Source organism: Allosediminivita pacifica (genome assembly GCF_003054175.1).
Lineage (GTDB): Bacteria > Pseudomonadota > Alphaproteobacteria > Rhodobacterales > Rhodobacteraceae > Allosediminivita > Allosediminivita pacifica.
The window spans coordinates 1-2,497 of sequence record NZ_QBKN01000077.1 but is presented as its reverse complement, the minus strand read 5'-3'; the positions used below and the strand labels follow the sequence as shown (position 1 = coordinate 2,497).

The following is a 2,497-nucleotide window of genomic DNA, read 5'->3' as shown; positions in this document are numbered from 1 at the left end:
GTAACCGACCGATTGGGGCCGCCTGCCTGAGGCTGGGGTTCCGAGGTAAGACACGTGCATAACGACGTCGTTATGCACGTGTCTTATTCGGAGGAGCCATGCTGGGCGAGGTTCTGGGTGTCGAACGGCGCCGACGGTGGAGCGAAGATGAGAAGCTGGAGATCCTGTCGGAAGTCGGCATCGGCGGGGTGTCGGTGACGCAGGTCGCGCAGCGCCACGAGATCACGCGGTCCCAGATCTACGGCTGGCGGCGTGATCTGAAGAAGAAAGGCCTATGGTCGCCGGATCGCGGGGCCGTTTTCCTGCCAGTGGATTTTAGTTCGTGCCCGGAGCCGGCAAGCGCCCCCGCGCCGTCTCGGTCAGTTCCGGTCGAGCTGCGGCTGAGCAACGGTCGCTGCCTGAGGTTCGACAGCGGGATCGATGAAGAGGCGCTGACCCGGTTGATCCGGGCGGTGGACGCGGCGTGATCGGGCCGGGAACCGGGGTTCGGGTCTACCTGGCCTGCGGCGCCACCGACATGAGGAAGGGCATCGCGGGGCTGTCGACCATGGCTCAGGATGTCCTGCGCCAGAAGCCCGCGAGCGGCGCGGTCTTTGCGTTCCGGGGGCGCAAAGGTGACCGGCTGAAGCTGCTTTACTGGGATGGCCAGGGTTTCTGCCTCTACTACAAGGTGCTCGAACGCGGTCGCTTCCCCTGGCCCAGCACCGAAGGTGGCATCGCCCGGCTGACCTCGGCACAGCTGGCCATGCTCTGGGAGGGGATCGACTGGCGGCGTCCGGACTGGGGTGCGCCGCCGGCACGGGTGGGGTGATTTACCCCTCTGATTCCCTTTGTTTTATTGGCTTTTGACGACACGGCGTGGTATTTGTCGGCATGTCCGAAGACGCCGACATTCTCACCGATGACCCCACCGTTCTGAAGGCGATGATCGTCGCGCTTCAGACGGAGAATGCGCGCATGTCGGCCACGCTTCAGGCCCACGAACAGCTGGTCCAGGCGCTGCGCCTGCGGATCGCCAGGTTGCAGAAACAGGCTTTCGGCAAGTCCTCGGAGAAGATCGAACGGGAGATCGCCCAGCTCGAGCTGGCGCTGGAAGACCTGCTGATAGCCGTCGCCGAACAGCGCAATGAACCGGCTGGCGAAGCGGATGCCGAACCTCCCGCCGCCGATGCCGGATCCGCTGAGGTGAAGCCCCGCCGCAGGCCCCGGGTCTCCGACGAGACCCCGCGGGAGCGACGGGAACTCGACCCCGGCACCTGCTGTCCTGATTGCGGCGGTGACCTTCGCGTGGTCGGCGAGGACGTGAGCGAGCTTCTCGACATGGTCGCCGCGCAGATGAAGGTCATCGAGATCGCACGGGTGAAGAAGTCCTGCCGCCGCTGCGAGAGGATGGTGCAGCCCGCGGCGCCAAGCCGCCCGATTCCGGGCAGCATGGCCGGACCGGGCCTGTTGGCGCATGTGCTGGTCTCCAAGTTCGATGACCATGTCCCGCTCTATCGCCTCAACGAGATCTACGCGCGCATGGGTGCGGACGTGCCCGACAGCACACTGCTGGACTGGTGCGGCCGGGCGATGAAGGTGCTCGCGCCGATCATCGAGAGGATCGAGGCCGAAGTCATGGCGGCGCCCGTGCTGCATGCGGACGACACGCCAATCCGCGTCCTGGACCGCTCCCGTCGCGACCGCGGCCTCGGCAAGGGGGTCAAGCAGGGGCGGGTCTGGGCCTATGTCTCCGACCAGAGGCCCTGGGCCGGCACGGCGCCGCCAGGCGTGGTCTACCGCTTCTCGCCGGACCGGAAAGGCGAGCATCCGCGTCAGCACCTGCAAAACAGCAGCGGTATCCTTCAGGCGGACGCCTATGCAGGCTTTGGCCAGCTCTACGAGCGCCGCGCGGACGGCAGCAGCCAGTTCCGTGAGGCGGCCTGCTGGGCACATCTGCGGCGTGACTTTCACGATGTCTGGGAGGCCACGAAGTCCGAGATCGCGCGGGAGGCGCTCGACCGGATCGGGAAGCTCTACGATGTCGAACGGCGGATCGCCGGCCAACCCGCCGACCTGCGCAAGGCCGCACGGGAGCAGCACTCCCGCCCCCAGGTCGACGCCTTCAAGGCATGGGCCGAGGCCCAGCTGGCGCGCATCCCAGGCAAGGGCGATCTCGCGAAGGCCTTCCGCTACGGGCTCTCCCGCTGGCCCTCATTCGAACTGTTCCTCGAGGATGGTCGCATCGGGATCGATAACAACCCGGCCGAGCGCGCCATGCGCCCGATCGGCGTTGGCCGCCGCAACTGGCTCTTCGCTGGCTCCGACAGCGGCGGGGAAACCCTCGCCCGGGCCATGACCCTGATCGAGACGGCGAAGATGAGCGGGCTGGACCCGCAAGCGTGGCTTGCTGATGTCCTCGACCGTATCCACGATCACAAGATCAACCGCCTCGACGAACTGCTCCCGTGGAACTGGAAGTCGTAGGATCAGGCGACGGTATCAACCGGTCGGTTAC

General features: G+C 66.4%; 3 protein-coding genes. All 3 read left to right on the top strand.

Annotated features, from left to right (window positions below; all coding sequences use genetic code 11):
- Positions 1 to 98: 98 nt before the first annotated feature.
- The 3 genes from tnpA to tnpC all read left to right on the top strand — a co-directional run bounded on the left by tnpA (position 99) and on the right by tnpC (position 2,466).
- The gene (gene tnpA, locus C8N44_RS22920) at positions 99 to 467 is read left to right on the top strand and encodes an IS66-like element accessory protein TnpA (protein WP_107978991.1); all 369 of its coding nucleotides are present in this window, start codon (positions 99 to 101) and stop codon (positions 465 to 467) included.
- Positions 464 to 811, top strand: a complete 348-nt coding sequence (gene tnpB / locus C8N44_RS22915; protein WP_206076943.1) for an IS66 family insertion sequence element accessory protein TnpB — start codon at positions 464 to 466, stop codon at positions 809 to 811. The genes tnpA and tnpB overlap by 4 nt, the downstream gene beginning before the upstream one ends.
- Before the next feature lie 62 nt (positions 812 to 873).
- Complete coding sequence (tnpC, locus tag C8N44_RS22910; protein ID WP_107978990.1) at positions 874 to 2,466, top strand: IS66 family transposase; 1,593 nt, start codon at positions 874 to 876, stop codon at positions 2,464 to 2,466.
- The last annotated feature ends 31 nt before the right edge of the window (positions 2,467 to 2,497 follow it).